The following is a 20,829-nucleotide window of genomic DNA, read 5'->3' as shown; positions in this document are numbered from 1 at the left end:
AATTGGCGACCTGTGTGGCGTAAGGTGCCGGCCCATGAATACTCCTTCGCCCGGGCCAGGGTGGTGGCTGGCCTCCGACGGCAACTGGTATCCGCAGCGGTGGGAAACCACCTTCGTGCACTACACGAACGAGTCCCTCGCGGCGGTGATCGACGAGGCGAGTCGCCAGTCGAAGGTTTATGGAGAACAGGGCTGGGAGATCGTCGGCTCCTCGGTGCAGCGCAGTCAGGTCGCCCGCCGGTTCAAGGAGTACGACAGCGGCGGGGATCATTATTTCGAGTGGAGCATCGTCTGCACCCTGAAGCGGCCTCTGGCACCCGGGCAGGCCGCCGAAGGGTCCTCCGGCTCGTTGGGTTGAGTCGGGCGACTCGAACCGCGACCTGCTCGCCGGCGAAGACGCCCAGTCGGCGCGGAAGTTCATTGGCGGCGGCGGTTTGGTCATCATTGTTTCGCTGCAACGGATTTGGTAGCGATCGACGTGGCTTTCGTCTCGCCGGTTGAGGGCGCCCGGGATGGGAGGAAGTGGAAATGAAACCACCGCACGACGATTCCATCTGGCCCGACGACACCCGCCGCGCCGCCGTGACACTCGCGCTAGCCGCGGCCGCCGACAGCGACATGCGGTTCCAAGACATGATCGACTCGATCGAGGACGCGCTGAACAGCGGACGGAACCTGCAATTCGTCCTGGAGTTGGTCCGGCTGCTCACGGCCGAAGTAGGGGAACAGTTCGCAAGCCCCGAGAGCGCCGCCGCTTACCGGCAGATGGCGGCGGAAGCCCGGGCGTACGAAGACGATATGCGCGCGCACGGAGAATGGCGCAACGACGACCATGAACGCAGTTAATCGATTCGCCGCCCGCGAGTAGGAAAAGATTAAAATCTGCCGATGAAATCGCAACGCGCCGCCGTTGCTGCCCTGGTAGCCGGGATCCCGCTGATGACCGCCCCGGGAGCCGCGGCCGATCCTCCCGCCTACGCCGTCGTCTACACCGTGAACTCGGACGCCCCGCTGGCGGATGTGTCGTACTTCGACGCGGCCGCCAACCTGCAGTTGGTGAGCAACCCGCCCAATCCGTGGTCCCTGACGTTTACGACGACACCGTCCGGAGGAACGTACAGCTACGGCACGTTGTCGGTTTCCGGGACCACGACCGGCCGGCAGGTGTCTTGCCAGATCACCGTGAATGGATCGGTCAAGGAACAAAAATCCGCCTCCGGTCAGAACGCTCACGTCAACTGCACGTCGCTCGGACTGCCCGGAGACTAGGGGGGCCAGGAAGTGGAGGGGCCAACTACCACTTCTGACGCGGTGGGGTGGCTGACGGGACTCGAACCCGCGACACCCAGGATCACAACCTGGTGCTCTACCAGCTGAACTACAGCCACCATTGCCGCGAGCCGGCATCCGGCCAATGAGCGGCGACCACCGATACTAGCCGGTCGGTGGCTCGGAGTCCGAATCGATTGCTCTCGTGGCGTTCGCTGGGCCTTGGAGGTCGGTGACCACGGTCTCGATTTCGCTGATGGACGGACCCGGCGGCGGCACGAACGCGGTGCGCCGGTAGTAGCGCAGTTCGCGGATGGACTCGTGGATATCGGCCAGCGCCCGGTGCGCGAGCCCCTTGGCCGGCTGGCCGTAGTAGATGCGTGGGTACCAGCGCCGGCAGAGTTCCTTGATCGAGCTGACGTCGATCATCCGGTAGTGCAGGTAGGAGTCCAGCTTTGGCATGTCGCGGGTGATGAAGGCCCGATCCGTGGCGATCGAGTTGCCCGCCAGCGGTGCGGTCTTGGGTTGCTTGACGTGGGCGGTGACGTAGTCGAGCACCATCGCCTCGGCGGTCGCCACGTCGACGGTGGAGGCCCTGACCTCCTCGACCAGCCCCGAGCGCGAGTGCATCTCGGCGACCACTTCGATCATCGACGACAGCGCGGCGTCCTCGGCGTGGATCACCACATCGACTCCGTCGCCGAGCACGTTCAGCTCGGCGTCGGTGACCAGGACCGCGATCTCGATCAGCTTGTCCGAGCTCAGATCCAGCCCGGTCATCTCGCAGTCGATCCACACCAATTCGTCGCGCACAGCGCTCAGCGTAGGCGTGCATCGGGCCCGCGCGAGCCCTGCCCCCGCCCGCTCCCGGCAAGTAGGGTGAGCGTTGCGACCGGGACGAAGGGCGAGCGATGACCACCGATTCAGCGGCGACACCCGCACAGCGAATCGCCAACGGCTACGCCGTCGAAGGCCAGGCGCTGGAGTTGGGCACGGTCGTCGTCGACGGCGTGGCGGACCCGACTGCGCAGATTCGCATCCCGCTGGCGACTGTCAACCGGCACGGCCTGGTGGCGGGCGCGACCGGAACCGGCAAGACCAAGACGCTGCAACTGATCGCCGAGCAGCTCAGCGCCGCCGGCGTGGCGGTGTTGATGGCCGACGTGAAGGGCGACCTGTCCGGTCTGGCCCGCCCCGGCGAGGCCAACGACAAGACCGCAGCGCGCGCGAAGGACACCGGCGACGACTGGCGGCCGGCCGGATTCCCGGTGGAGTTCTTGTCGCTGGGCACCGGGGGAGTGGGCGTGCCGGTGCGGGCGACCGTTGACAGCTTCGGGCCGGTGCTGTTGTCGAAGGTGTTGGGGCTCAACGCCACTCAGGAGTCGACGCTGGGGCTGATCTTCCATTGGGCCCAGCAGGCCGGGCGACCGCTGGTCACCCTGGGGGATCTGCGCGGCGTCATCAGCCACCTGGCCGGCGACGAGGGCAAGGCCGACCTGAAGGATCTGGGCGGGGTGTCGTCGACGACGGCGGGGGTCATCCTGCGGGCGCTGGTCAACCTCGCCGGCGAGGGCGGGGACACGTTCTTCGGCGAGCCGAAGCTCGACCCGCAGGATCTGCTGCGCGTCGACGGCGGGCACGGCATCATCTCGCTGCTGGAGTTCAGCGGCCAGTCGGTGCGGCCCGTCATCTTCTCCACCTTCCTGATGTGGCTGCTGGCCGACCTGTACGCCAAACTGCCCGAGGTCGGCGACATCGACAGGCCCAAGCTGGTGTTTTTCTTCGACGAGGCGCACCTGTTGTTCGCCGACGCCTCCAAGGCCTTCCTCGAGCAGGTCGAACAGACCGTCAAGCTGATCCGCTCCAAGGGCGTCGGGGTCTTCTTCTGCACCCAGTTGCCCACCGACATACCCAACGACGTGCTGTCCCAGCTGGGCGCGCGGGTCCAGCACGCGCTGCGGGCGTTCACCCCCGACGACCAGGCGGCGCTCGCCAAGACCGTCCGCACCTACCCGAAAACCGATGTGTACGACCTGGAATCGGCGCTGACCTCGCTCGGCATCGGGGAGGCCGTCGTCACCGTGTTGTCCGAGAAGGGCGCGCCGACGCCCGTCGCGTGGACCCGCATGCGAGTCCCGCGGTCGCTGATGGCCTCGATCGGCACCGAGGAGATCGTAGCGGCGGCCAAAAACAGTCCGCTGCAGGCGAAGTACGGTCGAACTGTTGAACACGAACCGGCGCAGCCCCAGGCCGGGTCGCCAGTTCCGCAGGCCCAGTCCGGCTATCCGCCCGTGCCCGCGGACTCGGTGCCCCCTGCCATGCCGGAGCCCTTCGAGCCGAAGGGGCCCGGCTTGCTGGAACGGCTGTGGCGCGACCCGGAAGTGCAAAGAGCCGTTGACACGGGACTCCGCGAGGTCATCAGAGCCAAGTTCGGCCGCGGCGGCGGCAGCCGGAAGTAGCGCCTAACCGCCGCCGAGCTTCTTGTAGAAGCTGCCCACGATCGGCGCCACGATCGCGCGCGGCGCGTACCCGCTGGCCACCGACATGGCCTTGGACGTCAGGCCGGGGACGATCCGCATCTTGTTGCGTTCCAACGCATCCAGCGATACGCGGGCGGTGTGCTCGGTCGAGATCCACAGGAAGTCCGGCACCAGCTTTTCGACCAGCGACCGTTCGGCGTCGTCGGGCAGATCGGTGCGCACCGGGCCCGGCGCCAGCAGCGTGACGTGCACGCCGGAGCCGCGCAGTTCACCGCGCAACGATTCGCTGAAGGTGTTCGCGAACGCCTTGGTGGCCGCATAGGTGGCGTTGTAGGGGATCGGCGAATTGCCCGCCGCCGAACCGGAAATCAGGATGCCGCCGGCCCCGCGCTCGACCATGCCCGGCAGCACGGCAAGCGTAAGATCATGCACCGCAACAGCATTCAGTTGCACCTGGGCCTTTTCGCCCGCCGGGTCGAGGCCCGCGACGGGACCGAACGTCGCGGTACCCGCATTGGCGCACAGGATCGAGATGGGCCGGGCCGCCAACTCGTCGCACAGCTTCGCCCGTTCCGTCGGGTCGGCCAGATCGGCGGGCCGCACCTCGACGGTCACACCGAACTTCTCGGTCAGCCGGGCCGCCAGGTCGTTGAGCAGGTCCTCGCGTCGCGCCGTGACGATCAGGTGGTGCCCGCGCGCGGCGAGTTCGGTGGCCAGCGCCGCGCCGATGTTTTGCGAAGCCCCGGTGACAACGGCGCGAGCGTCGGGACTGGGAGCTGGTACCGGCATGCGGCCAATGGTAGACAGCGACGAGACTTATACAGTTCGGGGCATGAGTCAGCGTCCGGGCGCACCCGTGCCATCGCAGGTGGCGGCGTGGGCGCTGTGGGACTGCGGCTCCCTGGGCATGAACGCCATCGTGGCGACCTTCGTCTTCTCGGTCTACCTGACCGGCAGCGTGGGAGCGGGCATGTCCGGCAGTACGTCACCCGCGAGTTGGCTGGGTCGCTCGCTCGCCATCGCGGGGTTGACCATCGCGGTGTTGGCGCCGCTCGTCGGGGTATGGGTAGAGGCCCCGCACCGTCGGCGGGTGGCGCTCACGGTGTTGAGCGGTCTCGCCGTCGCTTCAACGAGTTCGATGTTCCTGATCCGCGACGACCCGAGCTATCTGTGGGCGGGTCTGGTGCTGCTGTCGACCACGGCCGCGTGCGGCGACCTGGCCGGGGTGCCGTACAACGCCATGCTGCGTCAGGTCTCGACGCCGCAGACGGCGGGCCGCATCTCCGGCCTGGGCGCGGCCGCAGGGTTCACCGGCAGCGTGGTTTTGTTGCTGCTGGTCTATTTCGGTTTCATCTCCGGCACCGGCCCGGTGCGCGGGCTGCTGCACGTGCCCGTCCATGACGGACTCTACGTCCGGACGGCGATGCTGCTGACCGCGGCGTGGTTTGCGGTGCTGGCGCTGCCGTTGCTGTTTGTCGCCCACCGGCTGACGGACGTCGGCGAGACTTCGCGTCCGACCGGCATGCTCGGCGGCTATCGCAAGCTGTGGGCAGAGGTGAGCGCGGAATGGCGCCGCAACCGCAACCTGGTCTACTTCCTGGGGGCCAGCGCGCTGTTCCGCGACGGGCTGGCGGCCATCTTCGGCTTCGGCGCGGTTCTCGGCGTCAACGTCTACGGCCTGTCGCAGGCCGATGTGCTGGTGTTCGGCGTGGCGGCGAGCGTCGTGGCCGCAATCGGCGCGGTGACCGGCGGGTTCGTCGACCACCGGATCGGATCCAAACCGGTCATCGTGGGATCGCTGGTGGCGCTCATCGCCGTGTCGGCCACCCTGATGGCGTCGTCCGGCGCGCATGCCTTCTGGCTGTGCGGACTGCTGCTGGCCGTGTTCGTCGGTCCGTCCCTGTCGTCGTCGCGCGCCCTGTTGCTGCAGCTGGCCAAGCACGGCGGTGAGGGCGTCGCGTTCGGGCTCTACACGATGACGGGGCGGGCGGTGTCGTTCGTGGCGCCGTGGCTGTTCTCGGTGTTCGTCGACGCGTTCGGCGCCGTGCGCGCCGGCGTCGGCGGGATCTGCCTGGTCCTGATCGCCGGGTTGTTGGCGATGCTGGCGGTTCGTGTTCCGGCGCGCGACCAACAGCACGCGCAGGCCTAGTTATCTAGCTAGCCCCGCGCGTCGCAAATCGTCAGGCCCGCCCCGGTGCGCTGGCTCACCTGGACCCCGGCGATGGTGACGGAGCAGCTGACTTCGTGGCCGAAGTTGACGATGGTGACATTCGCGGGGTGCGCGGCCGACTTCGACAGACTGACCTCTTTGGTCCAGGGCAGCGCGACGTTGAACTCGGTCTGGACGACGTCGCCGGTGCCGATGTACACGATGCTGAGCGCGCGGCCTTCGCCGGTCACGCTGTAGACGACGTCCTGCATCGCGCCCGGGCCGGTCGTGTCGGTCGGCGGACCCGACGCGGTCGGCGGCGGCAACGGCCGGAAGGTGCGCGACGGCGGCGACGTCCGCGTCGACGGGGTCGGCGTCGGGGTCTCGCTCGTTTCGGGCATGGTGGGCAGCGGCGGGACCGCGGTCTGGGTCTTGATCGCGTTGTTGGCGAGGACCAGCGCGATCACCAGCGCGACGACCAACAGCACCGCAGCACCGGCGGCCAACCACAACCATCGCGATGACTTGGGGCCCCCGGGCGGCGGCGGAGGCAGGCCCCCGGCCGGCGCCTCGCCCGACGGGGGCAGCTCCTGTTGCCAGTACGCCGGGAGCTGCTTGGTGTCGTTAAGGTTCGACGCCCACTGCGGGCTGTACCCGCCGTAGGTGGATGCGTAGGGCCCCGTCTGGTCGGCGTACGCCGGATCGGCGGGCGGCGGATACGGAGAACCCGGCGATCCGGCGGGTCCTGACCCCGACAGAGGGGGACTAAACCGCTCGGTTCGACGTGGATCGTTCATGTCCACCTCATGGCTTGCAGGGTACCTAAGCGCGGGCCCTGCGTGAGCGCCTTCCTGTTGATGCCAAATTCAGGGGCACTGATGGCCGGCGGTCAGCGCGGCGACGGTCATGGCCCGCATGACGGCGCGCGACCGCGCCGCACCGGCGGCCTTGCCGCGCGAATCGTCCGGGGACTTCATGCTGTGCGGCGTCGAATTGAGCAGGCCGAATATCGCGTGCGCCGCCAGCCGGGCGTCGGCCTCGGCCAGCTTGGGGTTGAGCTCCCGCAGCACCCCGACCCACACCTCGACGTATTGGCGCTGCGCTTTGCGCACCTGCTTCTCGGCGGCTTCCGGGAGGTGTGCCAGGTCGCGGTCCTGGATGCGGATCAGGTCCGGCTCGCCCAGCGCGAAGTCGAGGTGGAAGTCGATGAGGTCGTCCAGCGCGGCGGCCGCGTCGACATTGCGGGCCCGCGCATCCCGCGCCCCGGCGAGCAGGCGGGTGCTGATTCCGACGAGCAACTCGACCAGCAGCGACTCCTTGTTGGGGAAGTGGCGGTAGATCGCGGGGCCGCTGACACCGGCGGCCGCGCCGATGTCCTCCAGGCGGACGGCGAGGAAACCGCGCTCGGCGAAGAGGCGCTCGGCGGCCGACAGGAGCTGCTGGCGCCGATCGGATTTCAACCGGCTGCGGCGATTTGGGCGATCGGGCTGTGGCGCGGACGTGGTCATGGCGCCCTCCGTCTGCCCGTTCGGTTAATCGCCACTAACTTAGCACGGGTTATCGGCTCGTGCGTGACCGGGACTGAGCGCCGTCGGCGCGCTGGACTCGGCGGCGCGGGCGATGGTATCCTCGCACTGAGTTAATGAAGATTAACTGAAATCGGAGGCTGCTGGGCGATGGACAAGGTGGTGGCGAGTGCCGCCGAAGCGGTCGCCGACATAACCGACGGGTCGTCCTTGGCGGTCGGGGGATTCGGGTTCTGCGGCATCCCGGAGGCACTCATCGCGGCGCTGGTCGACAGCGGCGTCCGCGACCTCGAGACGGTGTCCAACAACTGCGGCGGCTACGGGGTGGGGCTGGAAGCGCTGTTGCACCACAAGCGAATTCGCCGGGCCGTCGCCTCGTACGTGGGCGACAATAAGGAATTCGCCCGCCAGATCCTCGCCGGTGAACTCGAGGTGGAGCTGACCCCGCAGGGCACGCTGGCGGAGCGACTGCGCGCCGGTGGCGCGGGAATCCCGGCTTTCTACACGCCCGCCGGAGTCGGCACCCCGGTCGCCGACGGCGGCTTGCCGTGGCGCTACGACGCGGCCGGCGCGGTGGCGGTGATGTCGTCCCCCAAGGAGACCCGCGAATTCGACGGCGTGACCTACGTTCTCGAGCGCGCGATCCGCACCGAATTCGCGCTGGTGCACGCCTGGAAGGGCGACCGGCACGGAAACCTGGTCTACCGGGCGTCCGCCGCCAACTTCAATCCCGACTGCGCGATGGCCGGCAGGATCACCATCGCCGAGGTCGAACACCTCGTCGAGCCAGGGGAGATCGATCCGGCCGCGGTGCACACCCCCGGCGTCTTCGTTCACCGGGTCGTCCATGTGCCCAACCCCGCCAAGCCCATCGAGAAGGTGACGGTGCGCCCGTGAGCTGGACGAGGGAGGGCCTGGCCGCCCGGGTGGCCGCCGAATTCGAGGACGGCCAATATGTCAACCTCGGGATCGGGATGCCCACGCTGGTTCCGAACCATATCCCCGACGGCGTCACCGTCGTCATCCATTCGGAGAACGGGGTGCTCGGCGTCGGGCCTTATCCGCGGGCCGGGGATGTCGACGCCGACCTGATCAATGCTGGCAAGGAGACCATCACCACGATGCCCGGCGCGGCGTTCTTCGGCTCCTCGGCCTCGTTCGGAATCATCCGCGGCGGGCACCTCGATGTCGCGGTGCTTGGGGCGATGCAGGTTTCGGCCGCCGGCGACCTCGCCAATTGGATGATTCCGGGAAAGCTGGTCAAGGGCATGGGCGGCGCGATGGACCTGGTGCACGGCGCCCGTAAGGTGATCGTCATGATGGGCCACACCGCACGCGACGGCACCCCGAAAATCGTTGAGCGGTGCACCCTTCCGCTGACCGGCGTGGGGTGTGTCGACCGCATCATCACCGACCTCGCCGTCATCGACGTGTGCGACGACGGCCTGCACCTCGTCGAGACGGCCCCCGAGGTGTCGGTCGACGAGGTGCTCGCCAAAACCGAACCGCCCCTTTTGCTGACCGGGAGGCAGCCGTGAGCACTGCTGTCAGAACCGCGCCGTCGTTCGCCGACGAACACCGGCGGCTGGTCGCCGAGTTGAACGCCAAGCTGGCGGCCGCGGCGTTAGGCGGCAACGAGCGCGCGCGGGAGCGCCACGTCAGCCGCGGCAAGCTGCTGCCCCGCGAGCGGGTGGATCGCCTGCTCGACCCGGGCAGCCCGTTTTTGGAGCTGGCCCCGCTGGCCGCCAACGGCATGTACGACGACGAGTCCCCGGGCGCCGGGATCATCACCGGGATCGGCCGGGTGTCGGGGCGCGAGTGCATGGTCGTCGCCAACGACGCGACGGTCAAGGGCGGCACCTACTATCCGATGACGGTCAAAAAACACCTGCGCGCGCAGGAGGTCGCGCTGCAGAACCGGCTGCCGTGCATCTACCTGGTGGACTCCGGCGGCGCGTTCCTGCCGCGCCAGGACGAGGTCTTTCCCGACCGTGAGCACTTCGGGCGGATCTTCTACAACCAGGCGACCATGAGCGCCAAGGAAATCCCGCAGGTGGCCGCGGTCCTCGGTTCGTGCACGGCGGGCGGCGCCTACGTGCCGGCGATGAGCGACGAGGCCGTCATCGTCCGCGAGCAGGGCACCATCTTTCTGGGCGGCCCGCCGCTGGTGAAAGCCGCCACCGGCGAGATCGTTTCGGCCGAGGAACTCGGCGGCGGCGACCTGCATTCGCGTGTTTCGGGCGTCACCGACCACCTGGCCGACGACGACGAGCACGCACTGCGCATCGTCCGCTCGATCGTGGCCACCTTCGGCCTCAGCGAGGCCCGCCAATGGGAGGTGCTGCCGTCGATCGAACCGAAGCACGCGCAGACCGAGCTCTACGACGTCGTGCCGCCGGATCCGCGCGTGCCCTACGACGTACACGAGGTGATCGTCCGGCTGGTCGACCGCAGCGAATTCAGCGAATTCAAGGCCAACTACGGCAAAACGCTGGTGACTGCCTTCGCGCGCATCCACGGCCACCCCGTCGGCATCGTTGCCAACAACGGCGTGCTGTTCAGCGAATCCGCCTTGAAGGGAGCCCATTTCATCGAGCTGTGCGACAAGCGCAGGATCCCGCTGCTGTTTCTGCAGAACATCGCCGGCTTCATGGTCGGCCGCGACTACGAGGCCGGTGGCATCGCCAAGCACGGCGCCAAGATGGTTACCGCCGTGGCCTGCGCGCGGGTGCCCAAGCTGACCGTGGTGATCGGGGGATCCTACGGCGCGGGCAACTATTCGATGTGCGGGCGGGCATATTCGCCGCGCTTCCTGTGGATGTGGCCCAACGCTCGGATCTCGGTGATGGGCGGCGAGCAGGCCGCGTCGGTGCTGGCGACCGTGCGCGGCGAGCAGCTGACCGCGGCGGGCACGCCGTGGTCGGGCGACGAAGAGGAGGCGTTCAAGGCGCCCATCCGGGCGCAATACGAGGATCAGGGCAACCCGTACTACTCGACGGCGCGCTTGTGGGACGACGGCATCATCGATCCGGCCGATACCAGAACGGTTCTGGGGCTTGCCCTTTCGGCGTGCGCCCACGCGCCGCTGGAACCGGTCTCCTACGGCGTATTCCGGATGTGAGGCTATGTTCGACACCGTCTTAGTGGCCAACCGCGGCGAGATCGCCGTGCGGGTGATCCGGACCCTGCGCCGGCTGGGCATCCGCTCGGTCGCCGTCTACAGCGACCCCGACGCCGGCGCGCGACACGTGCTCGAGGCCGACGAGGCCGTCCGGCTCGGCCCCGCCGCGGCGCGCGACAGCTACCTCGACATCGACAAGGTGGTCGACGCCGCGGTGCGCACCGGCTCCCAGGCGGTCCACCCGGGCTACGGCTTCCTCTCGGAGAACGCGCATTTCGCCGCGGCCTGCGAGCGCGCCGGGGTGGTGTTCCTGGGACCGCCCGCGCGGGCGATCGAAGTGATGGGCGACAAGATCACCGCCAAGAACGCCGTCGCCGCCTTCGACGTGCCGGTGGTGCCGGGCGTGGCCAGGCCGGGCCTGACCGACGACGAACTCGTCGCGGCGGCCGACGAGGTCGGCTATCCGGTGCTGATCAAGCCGTCGGCGGGCGGCGGCGGCAAGGGCATGCGGCTGGTGGAGGACCCGTCGCGGCTGCGCGAGGCGCTGGTGAGCGCCCGTCGCGAGGCCGGCTCCTCGTTCGGCGACGACACGCTTTTTCTCGAGCGGTTCGTGTTGCGGCCCAGGCACATCGAGGTGCAGGTGCTCGCCGACACGCACGGCAACGTGATTCATCTGGGCGAGCGCGAGTGCAGCCTGCAGCGGCGCCACCAGAAGGTCATCGAGGAGGCGCCCTCGCCGCTGCTCGACACCGAGACGCGCGCCCGGATCGGGGCGGCGGCCTGCAACACAGCCCGCAGCGTCGACTACGTCGGGGCCGGGACGGTGGAGTTCATCGTCTCGGCCGACCGCCCCGGCGAATTCTTCTTCATGGAGATGAACACCCGCCTGCAGGTGGAACATCCGGTCACCGAGGCGGTCACCGGCCTCGACCTGGTCGAGTGGCAGCTGCGGGTCGCCGCCGGCGAGAAGCTCGGATTCGCCCAGGACGACATCGAATTGAGCGGGCACGCGATCGAGGCCCGCGTGTACGCCGAGGACCCGGCCCGCGGGTTCCTGCCCACCGGCGGCCGGGTGCTGCAGGTGTTCGAACCGTCCGGCGCCGGGGTACGGGTGGACTCTTCGCTGCTGGCCGGCACGGTGGTCGGCAGCGACTACGACCCGATGCTGAGCAAGGTGATCGCCCACGGGGACGACCGCGAGGAGGCGCTCGCGAAACTCGATCGGGCGCTGGCGGACACGGTGGTCCTGGGCGTGCAGACCAACGTCGAATTCCTGCGCTTCCTGTTGGCCGACGAGCGGGTGCGCGCCGGCGACCTGGACACCGCGCTGCTGGACGCACGGCTGGCGGACTTCGCGCCGGCCCCGGCGCCCGACGACGTGCTCGCCGCGGGCGGCCTGTTCCGCCAGGTGGTCTTGGCCCGGCGCGCCGGGGGCGACCCGTGGGCGGTGCCGACCGGATGGCGGGTCGGCGGGGGCGCGGCGCCGGTGCGCACCGACATGCAGACCCCGCTGCGCAGCGAGACCGTGTCGGTCTGGGGCACCCCCGAGGCCGCCAGGGTGCAGGTCGGCGACGGTGAGATCCGTTTCGCCCGTGCGCAACTTGACGAAGCACGCATCAGCGTGACGTTGGACGGGACGCGACGCGAGTACTGGTGGGCCGAGGCCGACCGGCACCTGTGGATCGCCGACGAGCGGGGGACCTGGCACCTGCGCGAGGCCGAGGAGCACAAGATCCACCGCGCCGCAGGGGCGCGGCAGGCCGAGATCGTGAGCCCGATGCCCGGCAACGTGATCGCCGTGCAGGCCGAATCCGGCGCCGAGGTCTCCGAAGGTGACGTGGTGGTGGTCGTCGAGGCGATGAAGATGGAACATTCGCTGGCCGCACCGGTTTCGGGGCGGGTGGAGGTGCTGGTCTCCGTCGGCGACCAGGTGACGGTGGACCAGGTGCTGGCCCGGCTCAGTGAAGAAAGCGAAAGCAAGGACGAGACATGACGACATCCATTACAGGGACGCCGCCCAAGGAGTACGAGGACCTTCGCGACACGGTGGCCGACTTCGCGCGCACCGTCGTCGCACCGGTGTCGGCCAAACACGATGAGGAGCACAGCTTTCCGTACGAGGTCGTCGCCAAGATGGGCGAGATGGGCCTGTTCGGCCTGCCGTTCCCGGAGGAGTACGGCGGCATGGGCGGCGACTACTTCGCGCTGGCGCTGGCGCTCGAGGAGCTCGGCAAGGTCGACCAGTCGGTGGCGATCACGCTCGAGGCCGGCGTCGGCCTCGGCGCGATGCCGATCTACCGGTTCGGCACCGAGGAGCAGAAACACAAGTGGCTGCCGGACCTGACGGCGGGCCGGGCGCTCGCGGGTTTCGGGCTCACCGAGCCGGGAGCCGGTTCCGACGCGGGCGCCACCCGCACCACCGCGCGGCTCGACGACGGCGAGTGGGTGATCAACGGCACCAAGCAGTTCATCACCAACTCGGGCACCGACATCACCTCGCTGGTCACCGTCACCGCGGTCACCGGAACACTCGCCGGTGGCAAGAAGGAGATCTCGACGATCATCGTACCCAGCGGCACAACGGGTTTCACCGTCGAACCGGTCTACAACAAGGTCGGCTGGAACGCATCCGACACTCACCCGCTGACCTTCGCCGACGCCCGCGTCCCGGAGGACCATCTGCTGGGCGCCCGCGGCACCGGCTACGCCAACTTTCTGTCCATCCTCGACGAGGGCCGCATCGCGATCGCCGCGCTGGCGACGGGCGTCGCACAGGGGTGTGTCGACGAAAGCGTCAAGTACGCCAAGGAGCGCCAGTCGTTCGGCCAGCCGATCGGTTCCTACCAGGCGATCAGCTTCAAGATCGCCCGGATGGAGGCCCGCGCCCACGTGGCGCGCACGGCGTATTACGAGGCGGCCGCAAAGATGTTGGCGGGCAAGCCCTTCAAGAAGGAGGCGGCGATCGCGAAGATGATCTCCTCCGAGGCGGCGATGGACAACGCCCGCGACGCCACGCAAATTCACGGCGGCTACGGCTTCATGAACGAGTATCCGGTGGCGCGCCACTACCGCGACAGCAAGATCCTGGAGATCGGGGAAGGGACCACGGAGGTGCAGCTGATGCTCATCGCGCGATCGCTGGGGCTGTCGTGAGCCGCGCCGGCGACGATGATGCCGGCGTAGCCGGGATCGAGGAGTGGCGCCCATGACGGACGGCAAGTCGATTGTCCAGCGGGGCTTGTGGTTTGAGGAGTTCGAGGTCGGCACGACCTACCTGCACCGGCCCGGCCGCACCGTCACCGAGGCCGACAACGTGCTGTTCACCACGCTGACGATGAACACCCAGTCGCTGCACCTCGATGCGGCCTGGGCCGCCGAGCAGCCCGGGTTTCGGGGCGAGCGGCTGGTGAACTCGATGTTCACCCTCTCCACGCTGGTGGGGCTCTCGGTGACGCAGCTGACCCTCGGCACCATCGTCGCCAACCTCGGCTTCTCCGAGGTGTCGTTCCCCAAGCCGGTCTTCCACGGCGACACCCTGTACGCGGAGACCGTGTGCACGGACAAGCGCGAGTCGAAGAGCCGGCCGGGAGAAGGCATCGTCACCCTGGAGCACACCGGCCGCAACCAGAACGGCGACGTGGTGGCGCGCGCGGTGCGGACCACGCTGGTGCAGAAGCGGCCCTCCCCAGAAACAAGCCCGGGGGAGTCGTAATGGATCTGCGTGACGTCGGACCCGGCTGGCTGTTCTGCCCGGCCGACCGCCCGGAGCGTTTCGCCAAGGCCGCCGCGGCCGCCGACGTCGTGATCCTCGACCTCGAGGACGGCGTGGCGGAGGCGGACAAGCCCGCCGCCCGCAAGGCGCTGCGGGAGACCCCGCTGGACCCCGCGCGCACCGTGGTGCGCATCAACGCCGCGGACACCGACGAGCACGCCCGCGACCTGGACGCCCTGGCCGACACCGCCTACACGACGGTGATGCTCTCCAAAACCGAATCCGCCGCGCAGGTGACCGCGCTCGCGCCACGCGACGTGGTCGCGCTGATCGAGACCCCGCGAGGCGCGGTCTTCGTCTCCGAGATCGCCGCCGCGCAGGGCACCGCGGCCCTGATGTGGGGCGCCGAGGACCTGGTCGCCACGCTCGGCGGCAGCTCCAGCCGGCTGGCCGACGGCACCTACCGCGACGTCGCCCGCCACGTCCGGTCCGCGACCCTGCTGGCGGCGTCCGCCTTCGGCCGGATTGCGCTGGACGCCGTGCACCTGGACATCCGCGACATCGACGGCCTGCGGGCCGAGGCCGACGACGCCGTCGCCGTGGGGTTCGACGGCACTGTCTGCATCCACCCGACCCAGATACCCGTCGTCCGCGAGGCCTATCGCCCCAGCGAGGAGAAGCTGGACTGGGCGCGCCGGGTGCTGGCGGCGGCGCGGTCGGAACGCGGGGTGTTCGCGTTCGAAGGGCGGATGGTCGACTCGCCGGTGCTCAAGCACGCCGCGATGTTGCTGCGGCGGGCGGGGGAGCAGCCCGCGTCCGGCTAAAGCGACACGCTGTCGCCTCGACCGTGATCAACGCGGCGTCTTCGCATTTGGGCGCATAATGGGGAATACGCCAGTCTCGCGTCGAGCGGAGGCTTCCGGGTAGCTGGCGGGCGCCAAGGAGGCGGCATGGCGGATGTGACTCAGACGCCGATGACCGTCGACCTCGAGCCGGTGCAACTCGTCGCCTCCGACGGCACGCCGACGCCCGAAAACCGCTACGGCCGCGACCTTCCGCCGGAAACTCTGTGCTGGCTCTACGAGATGATGGTGGTCACCCGTGAGCTGGACACCGAATTCGTCAACCTGAAGCGCCAGGGGCAACTGGCGCTGTTCGCGTCGTGCCGTGGCCAGGAGGCCGCGCAGGTCGGCGCCGCGGCCTGCCTGCGCAAGACCGACTGGCTGTTTCCCCAGTACCGCGAACTCGGCGCGTATCTGGTGCGCGGCATCCCGCCCGGACACGTCGGCGCGGCGTGGCGCGGAACGTGGCACGGCGGGCTGGAATTCACCAGGAAATGCTGCGCCCCGATGTCGATTCCAATCGGCACCCAGACCCTGCACGCCGTCGGCGCGGCGATGGCCGCGCAACGCCTGGGCGAGGATTCGGTGACGGTGGCGTTCCTGGGCGACGGCGCAACCAGCGAGGGCGACGTGCACGAGGCGCTGAACTTCGCGGCAGTCTTCGTCGCGCCGTGCGTGTTTTACGTGCAGAACAACCAATGGGCGATCTCGGTGCCGGTGTCCAAACAGACCGCCGCGCCGTCCATCGCGCACAAGGCGATCGGCTACGGGATGCCCGGAATCCGGGTGGACGGCAACGACGTGCTGGCGTGCTACGCGGTGACGGCCGAGGCCGCCGCCCGCGCCCGGGCAGGTGGCGGCCCGACGTTGATCGAGGCGGTCACCTACCGGCTCGGCCCGCACACCACCTCCGACGATCCGAGTCGCTACCGGACACAGGACGAGGTGGACCGGTGGGCGGCACTGGACCCGATCCCGCGCTACCGCAACTACCTTCGGTGTCAGGGGCTGTGGTCGGAACGCCTGGACGAGCGGGTCGCCGCCCGGGCGAAGCGCATGCGAACCGAACTGCGCGACGCGGTGTTCGATGCGCCCGACTTCGACGTCGACGACGTGTTCACCACGGTGTACGCCGAGATCACGCCGGGACTGCAGGCGCAGCGCCAACAGCTGCGGGCCGAGCTGGGGAGGCTCGAATGACCCAGCTCGCCGACTCCCCGGCCGGCGTCGCGCTCGGCGCGCCACCGTTGACCATGGTGCAGGCGCTAAACCGCGCGCTGCGCGACGCGATGGCCGCCGACGATCGGGTCCTGGTGTTCGGCGAGGACGTCTCGGTCGAGGGCGGGGTGTTCCGGGTCACCGAGGGGCTGGCCGAAACATTTGGTGAAGCAAGGTGTTTCGACACGCCACTGGCCGAGTCCGCGATCGTCGGCATCGCGATCGGCCTGGCGCTGCGCGGCTTCGTGCCGGTGCCGGAGATCCAATTCGACGGATTCTCCTACCCGGCCTTCGACCAGGTGGTCAGCCATCTGGCGAAGTACCGCACCCGCACCCGCGGCGAGGTCAACATGCCGGTCACCGTCCGCATCCCGTCGTTTGGCGGGATCGGTGCGGCCGAGCACCATTCGGATTCCACCGAGTCCTATTGGGCGCACACCGCCGGGTTGAAGGTGGTGGTGCCGTCCAACCCGGCCGACGCCTATTGGCTGCTTCGCCACTCCATCGCCTGCCCCGACCCGGTGATGTACCTGGAGCCCAAGCGGCGCTACCAGGGCCGCGGCTCTGTCGACACCGGCCGGCCCGAACCGCCGATCGGGCGGGCCGTGGTGCGCCGGCCCGGCCGTGACGTCACCGTCGTGACCTACGGCAGCCTGGTGAACACCGCGGTGGCCACCGCGGAAGATGCTCAGCGCCGGCGCGATTGGAGCCTCGAGGTGATCGACCTGCGGTCGCTGGTTCCGCTGGATTTCGACACCGTCGCAGCCTCGATCCACCGGACCGGGCGCTGCGTGGTGTTGCACGAGGGGCCGCGCAGCCTGGGCTACGGGGCGGGGCTGGCCGCGCGGATCCAGGAGGAGATGTTCTACGAGCTGGAGGCGCCGGTGTTGCGCGCCTGCGGTTTTGACACGCCTTACCCGCCGGCACGGTTGGAGGGCTTGTGGTTGCCGGGCCCCGACCGGCTGCTGGACTGCGTCGAGCGCGCGCTGAGCCTGCCGTGAGCACCGATCACCGGGTTGAGGCCTTCCGGGTTCCCGATCTCGGCGAGGGACTCGAAGAGGTGACCGTGTCGTGCTGGTACGTCGAGGTCGGGGCCGACGTCGAACTCAACCAGGTGTTGTGTTCGGTGGAGACCGCCAAGGCCGAGGTCGAGATCCCGAGCCCCTACGCCGGGCGAATCGTGGAAACCAATGGCGCCGAAGGCGACGTGCTCAAGGTCGGCGCGGTGCTGGTCCGGATCGACACCGCACCCGGCCAGGCCGCGGCGCCGACGCTGGTCGGCTACGGCGCCGACGCGGGCATCGACGCCAGCCGGCGGACCGGCCGGCCGCTGGCCGCCCCGCCGGTGCGCAAGCTGGCCAAGGAGCTTACGGTCGATCTCGCCTCGCTGCGGCGTGACGCGGGTGAGTTGATCACCCGTGCAGACGTGCTCGCGGCCGCCCACGGGGCGGGAGACGACGTTCGGCCGGTCCGCGGCGTGCAGGCCCGGATGGCGGAGAAGATGGCGTTGTCGCACAGGGAGATTCCCGCGGCGAAAGCCGGCGTCGAGGTGGATTGCACGGCGCTGCTGCGGCTCGGCGACCGGGCTGGCGATCCGGAGCTCACGCCGTTCGCGCTGACGCTGCGGCTGCTCGTTATCGCCCTGCGCCACAACACGATTCTCAATTCGACCTGGGTCGACTCGCCCGAAGGACCACGGGTGCACGTCCATCGGGCGGTGCATCTGGGGTTCGGCGTGGCCACCGAGCGCGGGCTGCTGGTCCCGGTGATCGCCGACGCCCAGAAGATGACGACGCGCGAGTTGGCCGGCCGGACGGCGGAATTGATCAGGGGTGCGCGGGAGGGCACCCTGATGCCCGCCGAGCTGACGGGCTCGACCTTCACGGTGTCGAACTTCGGGGCCCTTGGCGTCGACGACGGCGTGCCGGTGATCAACCACCCCGAAGCGGCGATCCTGGGCATGGGGGCGATCAGGCCGCGCCCGGTGGTCGTCGGCGGTGAGGTTGCCGTCCGGTCGACGATGGCGCTGGCGTGCGTGTTCGACCACCGCGTCGCCGACGGCGCTCAGGTGGCGCGGTTCCTTTGCGAGCTGAGGGATCTCATTGAGTCTCCCGAGACCGCCGTGCTTGACCTGTAGCGTCGTCGGTTTCCCCGAGATGTAAGCCTGTGCGATGCGCGCCGGCGTGTCGTGTGCGTAATTTATGTGTCGCGCGCTCCGGCCCGCCTATTTGCGTCGCGCCGCGGCCAATCTGCTTGCGAATTCCGGCGATTGGATGGAGGACGCCTGGGGGCCGAGCTCGGTGCGCATGGCGAGGTCGTGCTGCTCGCTGTCCAGCGCCCCCGGGCTGATCGTGGCGCGCATGGTCGCTTTGGTCGCCAGCACCACCTCCCGGGGGGCCGCCGCGGGACCCGCGGCCAGCTCCAGGGCCGCCGCGACCGGGTCGTCCGCGACGCTCAGCGCCAGGCCGTGCCGCACAGCGGATTCGGCGTCGAAGCGCATCCCGAACAGCAACGCCGCCCGCGCCACCTGCGGGCCGACCGCGCGCTGCAGCATCCAGGTCGCGCCGCCGCCCGGATGCAGCCCGAGCTTCTGGAACCGGGCGTCGAACAGCGCGCCGGGCCCGGCGATGCGGACGTCGGCGGCCAGCGCGAGGTTCAGGCCCGCGCCGACGGCGGCGCCGTTGACCGCGGCGATCGTGGGCAACCGGCAATTGCCGACGGCCATGAAGCCGTCATAGAGCCGCCGCAGCCCCGCCTCGGCGGACCCGCCGCCGGCGGCGCCCAAGGCGCTGAGGTCGGCCCCGGCGCAAAACGCCTTGCCGGCGCCGGTGACCACGACGGCGTGCACGTCGTGATCGGCCTCGGCCCGCTCCACGGCGGACCGCAGCAGCGTCGACATCTCGTCGGTCAGGGCATTGCGCCGGTCGGGATCGTTCACGGTGATCAGCGCGACGTGAGCGTCGACGCTGAACAGGACGGGATCGGGCTGGTTCATGGCTACCTAAGGTACTTGGCTTGCTCACCAGCGCGGATGCCCGCCAAGAATCCGTTGAGGATCCCTCCAGCCCGCCCGCTGAGGCTCGAGGCGACCCACGACGCATCCGACAGGAGGAGGGACCCATGCGCACCGCGGCGGAGCAGAAGGCGAACAGGAAACTCGGATACCTCCGGCTGGCGATGGTCTCTTCCGTTACGGCCGTGCTCATCGCGCTCGGGATGGGTGCCGCCTACATCAGCACTCCGTCCGCGGGCCAGTTGTGCTCGGACCGCAACGCCAGCACCCGCGACGCGGCCGGCCGCACCATGTGGTGCAACCCGTCGACGTCCTCAGGCGGGGCCGCGGTTTGGCAGTACGCGGCCGGCTCCTAGTCGGTGAAGTCGATTCGAACCGACACGGGAGCCGTCTCCAGCGCCCTCACCATCGTGGCCCCCAGTCGCCCGAACTTGCGGCCCCGCGCGACGACGTCGTCGTCCGGCCTGAATGTCGCGACCCCGGTGCGCCACCGACCGCCCTGTCGCACACGGACATTGGCGTTGTCGGCGATATTTCTGCCCCAACCGGAGCGCATGCCGTGCTGGCAGATCACCCACGCCCCGTCGTTGTCGAATTGGGCCGACACGGGGACCCGGCGTGGCTGTCCCGTCTTGCGGCCGATCGTCTCGAGCTCGGTGGCCAAGGCGGTGCGCACCCCCAATCTGCTCAACCCCTTCACCGCCGGATTGAGCAGATAGCGTCCGAGCGCGCGCTCTCGGCGGAACTTTCGCAGCGTTTTGTCCGGGTTGGTGCTCGTCATGGCGGTCTCCAAAAGTCGGGGTGCTTCCCAGCAGGTTAGTAGACCGATCGGTATAGTACAAGCGAACAGCTGTGCTAAGCCGGAAGGTGGCGACCATGTCCGCGCGAGACGCCCTCATCGCGAGTGTCACGGGATTGGTGCGACGGCGAGGTGTCGCCGGTACGGGCCTCAATGCGCTCTTGGAGGACAGCGGCGTCGCGCGCAGAACCGTTTACCTGAACTTTCCCGGCGGCAAAGCCGAACTGATCGCTGAAGCCACCCGCCTGGCGGGACGGGAGTTGACCACGGTGATCGGGTCGGCGGACGAGGGGGGCGATCCCGCGCAGACGGTCCAGAGCTTCATCGACGAGTGGAAGGCCCAGCTGACGGCGACGCAGCTGGAGGCGGGCTGCCCCATCGTCGCCGCGATCCTCGGCCGGTCGGAGGCGCCGGCGGCCGCGGAGGCGGCTCGCGAGGCCGTCGACGGGTGGCGGGCGATCCTCGCCGAGCGGCTGGTCAGCGCCGGCGCCGCTCCCGCCAGTGCGCGCTCGTTGGCGACGCTCACCGTCGCCGCCATCGAAGGCGCGGTCATCCTTGCGCTGGCGACCCAGTCGACGGCCGCACTCGACGATGTCGGGCGCCACCTGATCGAAGTCATCAGGCTCCACCTGCCCGACCGGTAGGCGCCGTCCGCGTCCGCAAGGACCCTTGTACCGCAACGTGTTTGACGCCGATTGAA

Annotated in this window: 23 protein-coding genes and 1 tRNA gene; 17 read left to right on the top strand and 7 right to left on the bottom strand. The window is 69.2% G+C overall.

Annotated elements, in window-relative coordinates; translation table 11 throughout:
• Window positions 1–34: 34 nt before the first annotated feature.
• The 3 genes from A5705_RS14315 to A5705_RS14305 all read left to right on the top strand — a co-directional run bounded on the left by A5705_RS14315 (window position 35) and on the right by A5705_RS14305 (window position 1,269).
• Window positions 35–358 (top strand): hypothetical protein, encoded by a 324-nt coding sequence (locus A5705_RS14315; protein ID WP_067876128.1) that lies wholly within the window; start codon window positions 35–37, stop codon window positions 356–358.
• Window positions 359–528: 170 nt separating this feature from the next.
• Complete coding sequence (locus A5705_RS14310; RefSeq protein ID WP_156738298.1) at window positions 529–846, top strand: hypothetical protein; 318 nt, start codon at window positions 529–531, stop codon at window positions 844–846.
• 42 nt (window positions 847–888) lie between these two features.
• Window positions 889–1,269, top strand: coding sequence for an MmpS family transport accessory protein (locus A5705_RS14305; protein WP_067876134.1), 381 nt, complete (start codon window positions 889–891; stop codon window positions 1,267–1,269).
• A 43-nt stretch (window positions 1,270–1,312) separates the two neighbouring features.
• On the opposite strand, the gene A5705_RS14300 is transcribed toward A5705_RS14305, so the two are convergent.
• Window positions 1,313–1,388: transfer RNA gene (locus tag A5705_RS14300), tRNA-His, on the bottom strand.
• 46 nt (window positions 1,389–1,434) lie between these two features.
• Window positions 1,435–2,082: an oligoribonuclease gene (gene orn / locus A5705_RS14295; protein ID WP_067876137.1), complete on the bottom strand. Its 648-nt coding sequence runs from the start codon at window positions 2,080–2,082 to the stop codon at window positions 1,435–1,437.
• A 98-nt stretch (window positions 2,083–2,180) separates the two neighbouring features.
• Between orn and A5705_RS14290 the strand changes: the two genes are divergently transcribed.
• On the top strand, window positions 2,181–3,728 hold the full coding sequence (locus tag A5705_RS14290) for a helicase HerA-like domain-containing protein (protein ID WP_067876140.1): 1,548 nt from the start codon (window positions 2,181–2,183) through the stop codon (window positions 3,726–3,728).
• 3 nt (window positions 3,729–3,731) lie between these two features.
• On the opposite strand, the gene cmrA is transcribed toward A5705_RS14290, so the two are convergent.
• Window positions 3,732–4,538, bottom strand: a complete 807-nt coding sequence (gene cmrA / locus A5705_RS14285) for a mycolate reductase (protein ID WP_067876143.1) — start codon at window positions 4,536–4,538, stop codon at window positions 3,732–3,734.
• Window positions 4,539–4,581: 43 nt separating this feature from the next.
• Between cmrA and A5705_RS14280 the strand changes: the two genes are divergently transcribed.
• On the top strand, window positions 4,582–5,898 hold the full coding sequence (locus A5705_RS14280; RefSeq protein ID WP_068278231.1) for an MFS transporter: 1,317 nt from the start codon (window positions 4,582–4,584) through the stop codon (window positions 5,896–5,898).
• Between the two features lie 8 nt (window positions 5,899–5,906).
• On the opposite strand, the gene A5705_RS14275 is transcribed toward A5705_RS14280, so the two are convergent.
• Complete coding sequence (locus A5705_RS14275) at window positions 5,907–6,695, bottom strand: hypothetical protein (RefSeq protein WP_068278355.1); 789 nt, start codon at window positions 6,693–6,695, stop codon at window positions 5,907–5,909.
• A 69-nt stretch (window positions 6,696–6,764) separates the two neighbouring features.
• Window positions 6,765–7,406, bottom strand: a complete 642-nt coding sequence (locus A5705_RS14270; RefSeq protein ID WP_068278229.1) for a TetR/AcrR family transcriptional regulator — start codon at window positions 7,404–7,406, stop codon at window positions 6,765–6,767.
• 168 nt (window positions 7,407–7,574) lie between these two features.
• On the opposite strand from A5705_RS14270, the gene A5705_RS14265 reads away from it, so the two are divergent.
• The 10 genes from A5705_RS14265 to A5705_RS14220 all read left to right on the top strand — a co-directional run bounded on the left by A5705_RS14265 (window position 7,575) and on the right by A5705_RS14220 (window position 18,454).
• Entirely contained in the window at window positions 7,575–8,321 is a 747-nt protein-coding gene (locus tag A5705_RS14265) for a CoA transferase subunit A (protein WP_068278227.1), read from the top strand.
• On the top strand, window positions 8,318–8,962 hold the full coding sequence (locus A5705_RS14260; RefSeq protein ID WP_068278225.1) for a 3-oxoacid CoA-transferase subunit B: 645 nt from the start codon (window positions 8,318–8,320) through the stop codon (window positions 8,960–8,962). Before A5705_RS14265 ends, A5705_RS14260 begins: the two co-directional genes overlap by 4 nt.
• Window positions 8,959–10,545: a carboxyl transferase domain-containing protein gene (locus A5705_RS14255; RefSeq protein WP_068278223.1), complete on the top strand. Its 1,587-nt coding sequence runs from the start codon at window positions 8,959–8,961 to the stop codon at window positions 10,543–10,545. The genes A5705_RS14260 and A5705_RS14255 overlap by 4 nt, the downstream gene beginning before the upstream one ends.
• Window positions 10,546–10,549: 4 nt before the next feature.
• A complete protein-coding gene (locus tag A5705_RS14250) occupies window positions 10,550–12,538 on the top strand; it encodes an acetyl/propionyl/methylcrotonyl-CoA carboxylase subunit alpha (protein WP_068278219.1) in 1,989 nt (662 codons plus the stop codon).
• Window positions 12,535–13,698, top strand: a complete 1,164-nt coding sequence (locus tag A5705_RS14245) for an acyl-CoA dehydrogenase family protein (protein ID WP_068278216.1) — start codon at window positions 12,535–12,537, stop codon at window positions 13,696–13,698. Before A5705_RS14250 ends, A5705_RS14245 begins: the two co-directional genes overlap by 4 nt.
• 52 nt (window positions 13,699–13,750) lie before the next feature.
• Window positions 13,751–14,257 carry a MaoC family dehydratase gene (locus tag A5705_RS14240; RefSeq protein WP_068278208.1) on the top strand — a complete coding sequence of 169 codons (507 nt, stop codon included), beginning with the start codon at window positions 13,751–13,753 and terminating at the stop codon, window positions 14,255–14,257.
• On the top strand, window positions 14,257–15,081 hold the full coding sequence (locus tag A5705_RS14235; protein WP_068278200.1) for a CoA ester lyase: 825 nt from the start codon (window positions 14,257–14,259) through the stop codon (window positions 15,079–15,081). Before A5705_RS14240 ends, A5705_RS14235 begins: the two co-directional genes overlap by 1 nt.
• A gap of 126 nt (window positions 15,082–15,207) precedes the next feature.
• Entirely contained in the window at window positions 15,208–16,299 is a 1,092-nt protein-coding gene (gene pdhA / locus A5705_RS14230) for a pyruvate dehydrogenase (acetyl-transferring) E1 component subunit alpha (RefSeq protein WP_068278198.1), read from the top strand.
• Entirely contained in the window at window positions 16,296–17,318 is a 1,023-nt protein-coding gene (bkdB, locus tag A5705_RS14225; RefSeq protein ID WP_067876174.1) for a 3-methyl-2-oxobutanoate dehydrogenase subunit beta, read from the top strand. Before pdhA ends, bkdB begins: the two co-directional genes overlap by 4 nt.
• Window positions 17,315–18,454: a dihydrolipoamide acetyltransferase family protein gene (locus A5705_RS14220; protein WP_068278196.1), complete on the top strand. Its 1,140-nt coding sequence runs from the start codon at window positions 17,315–17,317 to the stop codon at window positions 18,452–18,454. Before bkdB ends, A5705_RS14220 begins: the two co-directional genes overlap by 4 nt.
• 87 nt (window positions 18,455–18,541) lie before the next feature.
• Here A5705_RS14220 and A5705_RS14215 read toward each other — a convergent pair whose 3' ends face one another.
• Window positions 18,542–19,312, bottom strand: a complete 771-nt coding sequence (locus A5705_RS14215) for an enoyl-CoA hydratase (protein ID WP_067876179.1) — start codon at window positions 19,310–19,312, stop codon at window positions 18,542–18,544.
• Between the two features lie 125 nt (window positions 19,313–19,437).
• Here A5705_RS14215 and A5705_RS14210 point away from each other — a divergent pair, with 125 nt between their 5' ends.
• On the top strand, window positions 19,438–19,686 hold the full coding sequence (locus A5705_RS14210; protein ID WP_067876182.1) for a hypothetical protein: 249 nt from the start codon (window positions 19,438–19,440) through the stop codon (window positions 19,684–19,686).
• Here the strand turns inward: A5705_RS14210 and A5705_RS14205 are convergent.
• Window positions 19,683–20,111 carry a nitroreductase family deazaflavin-dependent oxidoreductase gene (locus A5705_RS14205; protein ID WP_067876608.1) on the bottom strand — a complete coding sequence of 143 codons (429 nt, stop codon included), beginning with the start codon at window positions 20,109–20,111 and terminating at the stop codon, window positions 19,683–19,685. The genes A5705_RS14210 and A5705_RS14205 overlap by 4 nt on opposite strands.
• Before the next feature lie 95 nt (window positions 20,112–20,206).
• Here A5705_RS14205 and A5705_RS14200 point away from each other — a divergent pair, with 95 nt between their 5' ends.
• Window positions 20,207–20,773, top strand: a complete 567-nt coding sequence (locus tag A5705_RS14200) for a TetR/AcrR family transcriptional regulator (RefSeq protein WP_067876612.1) — start codon at window positions 20,207–20,209, stop codon at window positions 20,771–20,773.
• The last annotated feature ends 56 nt before the right edge of the window (window positions 20,774–20,829 follow it).

The organism is Mycobacterium sp. E787 (assembly GCF_001668725.1).
Classification (GTDB): domain Bacteria; phylum Actinomycetota; class Actinomycetes; order Mycobacteriales; family Mycobacteriaceae; genus Mycobacterium.
This window is presented reverse-complemented; position numbering and strand designations above follow the sequence as displayed.